Below are 6,593 nucleotides of genomic sequence, written 5' to 3'. Positions count from 1 at the left end.
GACCAAGGGCGGTCTTGCCACCACCATGGGCGTTCGCCCCGGCGCAGTCTCCGAGATCCTGTCGGGGATTCGGCTGATCAAGGCGTCGGAAATCGCGCCGATCATGGAGTATCTTGAGCTGAACTCGGTGCCGATCATGGGCCGCGTCGGCGCCGGCGCCTCGATCGAGCCCGAACACGAGCAGGTGCCGCCGGAAGGCCTCGGCGAAGTGCAACTGCCTTTCCCGATTTCCGAAGAGACCATCGCCTTCGAAGTATCCGGCGATTCCATGCTGCCGAAGTATGAAAATGGCGATATTATCGTGGTCTATCGCGAGCAGCGCCATCCGCTGTCGAGCTTCTATGGCGAAGAGGCCGCGGTTCGCCTGAAGACCGGTGAGCGCTATTTGAAGACGATCGAACGCGGAAAGTCGGCGGCGCTGGTCAACCTGACCAGCTTCAACGCCAAGCCGATCAGCGGGGTGAAGCTGGAATGGATCGGCGAGATCTGCGTCACCCTGCCCCGGGGCCAGATCGAGCGTCTGCGGACCAAGGCCGCGGCGCGAACGCGCAAGCAGGTCAAGACGCAAGGCGGCCGCACGCCGGAGAAATAGCGGCGCGCGCCAAATGCCGGTGGCCGGCTGATTCGGCCGGTGGCCTGACGCCAAAGTCCCCCCAGCCGCATAATTTCCGTTTTTCAGAATTGCTGCTTGACTTTTTTCTGATTTTCAGAAATAATGGCACTGTCCGATTCGATCGAACCCGGAACACAAGCCGGATGGCCAGCATGCAGTATTTTGTCGTGATGATCGATTACGGCCGGCGCGGTCGCGAAGCCATTGTCGACCCTGAGATCACGAGGCGCGAGGTGATCTCGCGGGTCGCATCGGGCGAATACAGGAACATCAGCTTCATCCACGAAATCATCGATTCCGCGGTCGAGGACATCACCGCCGATATTCTCAGCGAGGCCGCCGTTCCCGACATCGGCGCGACCAGCGCCGGTCTGCAGGCCAGTCAGTTCGATCACATTCGCGACCTGCGCAAGCACGAACCGGCTTGACCGGTCGTCAGGCTTACAATCATGCTGGGGGCGACAAGGCGGATGATCCTGCTTCAGATCGTCTGGATGATCTGCGCGACGCGTTCTCGTGCGGCCGGTTACAAGCGTCTCCGGCCCGATGACCGACGCTCAATCCATCGGGAATGCCCGCTTCAGCCTGGCCTCACTCTCGCGCAGCATTGCAGGATCGAGCTGTTGCAGGCCGTATGCCTGCAAGGCGCAGGCAAAGACGCGATAGAACTGCGCGCCATCGTAGGCGACCAGCAGCAGATCCACGCCGGCGCCGAGCGCCTCGACCACCGCCGTGCAGACGTTGTGTTGATAGATCGCGCCCATCACCAGATCGTCAGTGATGATGACGCCCTGATAGTTCCATTGCTTTCGAATAATCCCGTCGACGATGCGTCTTGAATGCGATGCGGGACGGTCGGGGTCGGCTGCCGTCAGCGTAACGTGCCCGATCATCAGTTGCGCTTTCGAAGCCGCCAGCAGATCCCGGAAGGGACGCCAGTCGGATGCTTCCAATTCCCCGAGCGGCGCGTCGAGTTCGGCATTGAAATGGTGGGTATCGGCACTCACCCGTCCCAATCCGGGAAAATGCTTGATGACGGCGCCAACGCCGGACGCCTCGAGACCCCGGACATAAGGCAGGGCGATCGCGCTGACCATGGCGGGGTCACTGGAGATCGCGCGCTGACGGATCAGCGTGTTGAAATCAAATCGGGCGCGCCTTGCCTCGGGCATCAAATCCAGTACCGGCGCGAAATTCAGATTGACGCCGAGCGCGGCCAGTTCCTGCCCGTGGAGCCGCCCAAACCCTTCGGCCTTCTCGGCGCGAAGTTCGGGCGTGAGTTCTGCCAGGGTGGACAGCGACGGCAATCTGGTCAAGGGCGGCGCGAGATGAGAGACGATGCCGCCTTCCTGATCGGCCGCGACGATGAGGGGCGGCAAGGCGGCAGCCCGTCGCCTGTCCTGAAGTGCCGCGATTTCAGACTTCAAGGCCTCCGCCGTTCTTCCCGCGACATTGTGCCTGGTGATGTAGATGCCGGCAATCAGCCCCTTTTCGGCCAACGTCGCGACCTCGGAAAATGACGCGTAGCCCACGACGAAATGCCGTCCCAGGCGGAGCGCCTGCGTAGCCTCGGTTCGCAGCACCGCCCGCTTGCGGGCTTCATAGGAGAGATGCGCGCACAGCATCGCCAGCGACGGCAGGCACCACAGCAAAATCAGCATTTTTCCCGCGAACCGTCGCCTGCTCCAGTAACCCCGGCCGATCAGGACAGTGACAACGGCGAAGCTCGCCGCGACAAGAACGAAGTTTCCGGTTCCACGCAGCGCAATCAGATAGGGATCGTTGTTGTTGGCGCCGGCAAGGACAAGAAACAGTCCGACCGGCCAGAGCAGGACAATTCCAGCACGTTTGATGATCGACATGGCGGATGATGAGAGCTTGCGTGTGACAGGGCGAGATCACCGCCGGTATCAAGCCTGCTTCGCGAACGCGAGCGCATAAGCCGACCTGCATCAAATCTGCATAAAAATCCTGAACTCTTGCAGACAACCTTCCCGCCATTTGCACCACGGCGATTCACATTCGCCCCGCAAACCCGCAGGCGGCCATCGAATGCCCATTCCCACACGATTAGCGAACGACGGATGGTGGCTCAGTGAGCGCCCATCGGTATCGCCAACCCGAACCTTCTCCCATGGCATCCGCAGAGGAAACCTCGACATGATGAGCTTCGCCCAGACGACGCCCGGTATCCGCCCCGCCCGGCAATCCTTGCTACCGGTCAAACTGGCGATTGCTTTCGCTCTGGCGGCTCTGGCCGATTGGCTGTTCTACGATCAGAGAGCTGGAATATCCGTTGTGGTTTTTGCGCTCGCACTGGCCTGCGGCTCGCTGGTTGCGAATCTTGCCGGCCTGGACAGAAGGCAGATAGCGCCGGCGGGCCTCGTTTTGCTTGCCGGCCTTGTGCCGGCGCTCGAGGAGGTCAACCCGGCTTCGCTGGCCTTGGTTTTGCTGACGCTCGGCGTTGGCCTCTTGCGCGTGACCAATCCGGGTCTGAACGGTCTCGGGCAACGTGCAGCGGCCCTGTGCAATCTGTTTCTGACCGGCCCGTTCAGGTTCTTTCGGGACGCGCTCGCCGTGTTCAATCTCCCGGCGATAACCAGCGGCTTCACCCGATGGCTCGTGCCGGTCGTCCTCGGGAGTATTTTCGCCTTGCTGTTCGTATCGGCCAACCCGCTGATCGAGAAATGGATCAGGCAGATCAACCCGGACCGCGCCGCGTCCTATCTCAGGATCGGGCGGCTGCTGTTCTGGATCGTGGCGTTATCTCTGGTCTGGCCGTTCATTCAGACTCGATGGCGCATCAAGCCCGCGATTGCCCCGGATTTGGCCGAACCTGTTTCTCGCGAACCGGAGACATCGTCGGAGTTTGGCGATTTCTTTGGCGTCGCCACCATCCAGCGTTCGCTGATCCTGTTCAACTTGTTGTTCGCGGTCCAGACCATTCTTGACGCGATCTATCTCTGGGGCAACGCGACTCTCCCCGCCGACATGACCTATGCCTCTTATGCGCATCGCGGCGCCTATCCACTGATCTTGACGGCGCTGCTCGCCGCGGGCTTCGTCCTGGCAGCGATGCGTCCGGGCGGTCCGGCCGAGCGATCCAAGGTGATCCGGCCGCTGGTCTATCTGTGGGTGGCGCAGAACATCCTCATGGTTGCCTCCTCCATTGTTCGCCTCGATCTCTATGTGCAGATCTACCTGCTGACATACTGGCGCGTCGCGGCCTTCATCTGGATGCTGCTGGTCGGATTCGGCCTCCTGCTGATCGTCGCCCGGATTGCGTTGGCGCGCCCCAACCTGTGGCTGATCCGCGCGAACCTGATCACCCTGACCGCGGTGCTCTATGTCTGCTCGCTGATCAACTTCGCCGCAATCATCGCGGACTATAATGTCACCCACAGCCGCGAGGCCTCAGGCAAGGGCGTGCAGATCGACATCAACTATCTGGCCGATCTGGGCCCGCAGGCTTTGCCGGCCATCGACAAGGCGATTCAGATTCGCGGCTCGGATCCCTATCTTGTTTCCCGCCATGCCTGGCTTGTAAAACAGCAACAGCGGGACATGGCCGCCTGGCGCACCTGGGGCTTCCGCGGCTGGCGGCTCCAGCGTTATATGAGCGCTCGGCAAACGAGTTAGCGACGGGCTAGCGACGAATTCGACCCGGAGAGATGTTTGACGCACCGCATCCTGATCGTTGACGATGAGCTGCATATTCGCGAGGTCATTCGCGTTGCCCTCAAGAAAGCCGGCATGACCGTGGCCGAGGCGCGCGACGGCAGGGAGGCACTGATCCGGTTTGCCAGCGACAAGCCAGACCTGATCATTCTCGATATCGGCATGCCGGAATTCGATGGGCTGGACGTCTGCCGGGAGATTCGAAAATTCTCCGACGTTCCGATCCTGTTTCTTTCGGCACGCGATGATGAAATCGACCGTGTGCTGGGCCTCGAGATCGGCGGCGACGATTATGTCACCAAACCGTTCAGCCCGCGCGAGCTTGTCGCGCGGGTCAACGTCATCCTGCGTCGCATCTCCGCGCGCGGAACGGAGGGCAGGACTCCTCCGACCGCGCTTGCCCGAGGCAGCCTTGCGATCGATCCGGAGCAGCACGTCGCGGCGTTTGCCGGCACGCCGCTTCGGCTCACGGCGATCGAGTTCGGGATCCTGCGCGCCTTCCTGGCGCGACCGGCGGCGGTCTTCAGCCGGGAGCAGATCATGACGGCGGCCTATCAGCTCAATATCCAGGTTTCGGACCGAACCATCGACAGCCATATTCGCAATATCCGCGCCAAGCTTTCCGCGGTGAACTGCGACAATGTCATCGAGACGATCCACGGGGTCGGCTTCAGGCTCGGCCGATGCGAGCCGCAGGCATGAACGGCCAACGCAGGCGCGATAAATGGCGGCCGTCGATCGGGCTGGTCATCTTTACCGTGCTGGCTTCAGTGGCGGCGCTGCCCCTGGTCGGGCTGTTCTTTTTCCGCCTCTATGACAACCAGCTCATCCATCAGACCCAGGCCGAGCTGATCGCCCAGAGCCGGGTACTCGCGGCCGTCTTTGCCCGCGAGGTCGAGGCCCGTCTCGATACCGGAATCCCCCTTGGCGCTGAAATTCCTGCCGGCGCGCGCCCGGATCCGGAAGACCGGGTCGCACCGATCCGGCCCGCGCTCGATCTCGCCGGCGACGACCTGCTCCGGCGGCGCCCCTATGCGCTCCCGGCAAGCGCGCCTTCCGACCCGGCCTATGTCGCGATCGGTGCGCTTCTGATGCCGATCATCCTGGAAACCCAGAAGGTCACGCTGGCCGGTTTCCGGATTCTCGATCCACGCGGCGTCGTGATTGCCGGGCGCAGTGAAGTCGGACAATCCCTTGCGCATATCGAGGAAGTCGCCACCGCCCTGCAGGGGCAATACCGCGCCGCCTTGCGGATTCGCGTGCCGGACAAGCCTCCGCCGCCGATCTATTCCATCAGCCGCGGCGTCGGCGTGCACGTGTTTTCGGCGATGCCGGTGATCGTCAACAACCGGGTGGCCGGCGTGATTTATACGTCGCGAACGCCGAGCAATATCTTCGAGCATCTCTATCAGGAGCGTGGCAAGTTCATCCTGGCGGGACTGACCGTCATTGCGGCAGTGATCGTCATCGGTCTGGTGTTTTCCCGGACCATCACCCGGCCGATGCGCGAATTGATCGACCGCGCCGCGCGCATCGGCCACGGCGACCGCGATGCATTTCAGCCGCTGCGCCATCACGGCACGCGTGAGTTCGCCCAGCTCGCGCACAGTTTCCTCGACATGGCCCGGCAATTGTCGCGTCGATCGGACTACATCGCTACCTTCTCGGCACACCTCACCCATGAACTGAAATCGCCGCTGACCTCGATCAAGGGCGCGGCCGAACTGTTGCTGGATTCACTGCAGGGCAAATCCGACAATCTCACGCGGATGGAGCAGAAGAATTTCGTGTCGAATATTCTGGGCGACACCGAGCGCCTCGAAGCAATGACCCAGCGGCTGCGCGAACTCGCCCGCGCCGAAACCGCGCCGCAAAACGAGCGCACCGAATTAGGGCTGGTTGTCGGCGGACTGAAAAGCCGGTTCCCGACCCGCACGATCGACGCCAGCGGCTGCCTCGAACGATCGATCGGCATGTCCAGCGAGAAGGCGCTGATCGTGCTGTCGCATCTGACCGACAATGCCATCCGTCACAATGCGAGAAATGTGCGGCTGGAGGCCATCGGTGAAGATGCCACCGTGCGGATGACCGTGAGCAATGACGGCGACCCGATCTCCGAACCGAACCGGGAGAAGATCTTCGACGCCTTCTTCACCACGCGCCGCGACACCGGCGGCACCGGAATGGGGCTGGCGATCGTGCAGGCCGTCATGACCAGCCATGGCGGATCGATCCGGCTGCTGCCGTCGGACAAAGGCGTCGCCTTCGAGCTTCAGTTTCCGGCCGGCTGAGGCTTCTCGCC

6 protein-coding genes are annotated in these 6,593 nt (G+C 62.2%); 5 read left to right on the top strand and 1 reads right to left on the bottom strand.

The genetic code is table 11. The features are described 5' to 3' along the window. A partial coding sequence (locus WCE35_RS03975; RefSeq protein ID WP_424592040.1) for a S24 family peptidase occupies nt 1-592 on the top strand: 592 nt, incomplete at its 5' end. Nucleotides 593-765: 173 nt separating this feature from the next. Further along, the gene (locus WCE35_RS03970) at nt 766-1,041 is read left to right on the top strand and encodes a hypothetical protein (RefSeq protein WP_424592039.1); all 276 of its coding nucleotides are present in this window, start codon (nt 766-768) and stop codon (nt 1,039-1,041) included. Nucleotides 1,042-1,170: 129 nt separating this feature from the next. On the opposite strand, the gene WCE35_RS03965 is transcribed toward WCE35_RS03970, so the two are convergent. Then, the gene (locus tag WCE35_RS03965) at nt 1,171-2,475 is read right to left on the bottom strand and encodes a glycoside hydrolase family 3 N-terminal domain-containing protein (RefSeq protein WP_424592038.1); all 1,305 of its coding nucleotides are present in this window, start codon (nt 2,473-2,475) and stop codon (nt 1,171-1,173) included. 139 nt (nt 2,476-2,614) lie between these two features. Between WCE35_RS03965 and WCE35_RS03960 the strand changes: the two genes are divergently transcribed. Genes WCE35_RS03960 through WCE35_RS03950 form a run of 3 tightly spaced genes read left to right on the top strand, consistent with a single transcriptional unit; the run spans nt 2,615 to nt 6,582 of the window. Then, on the top strand, nt 2,615-4,252 hold the full coding sequence (locus WCE35_RS03960; protein WP_424592037.1) for a DUF4173 domain-containing protein: 1,638 nt from the start codon (nt 2,615-2,617) through the stop codon (nt 4,250-4,252). Nucleotides 4,253-4,288: 36 nt separating this feature from the next. Then, nucleotides 4,289-4,993 carry a response regulator gene (locus WCE35_RS03955; RefSeq protein ID WP_424592036.1) on the top strand — a complete coding sequence of 235 codons (705 nt, stop codon included), beginning with the start codon at nt 4,289-4,291 and terminating at the stop codon, nt 4,991-4,993. After that, nucleotides 4,990-6,582, top strand: a complete 1,593-nt coding sequence (locus tag WCE35_RS03950; RefSeq protein ID WP_424592035.1) for an ATP-binding protein — start codon at nt 4,990-4,992, stop codon at nt 6,580-6,582. Before WCE35_RS03955 ends, WCE35_RS03950 begins: the two co-directional genes overlap by 4 nt. Nucleotides 6,583-6,593 lie beyond the last annotated feature (11 nt).

This window comes from Bradyrhizobium sp., from assembly GCF_049691595.1.
In the GTDB taxonomy this organism is placed as follows: Bacteria; Pseudomonadota; Alphaproteobacteria; order Rhizobiales; family Xanthobacteraceae; genus Bradyrhizobium.
The sequence above is the reverse complement of the archived record's forward strand: the minus strand, read 5'-3'. Positions and strand labels throughout refer to the sequence as shown.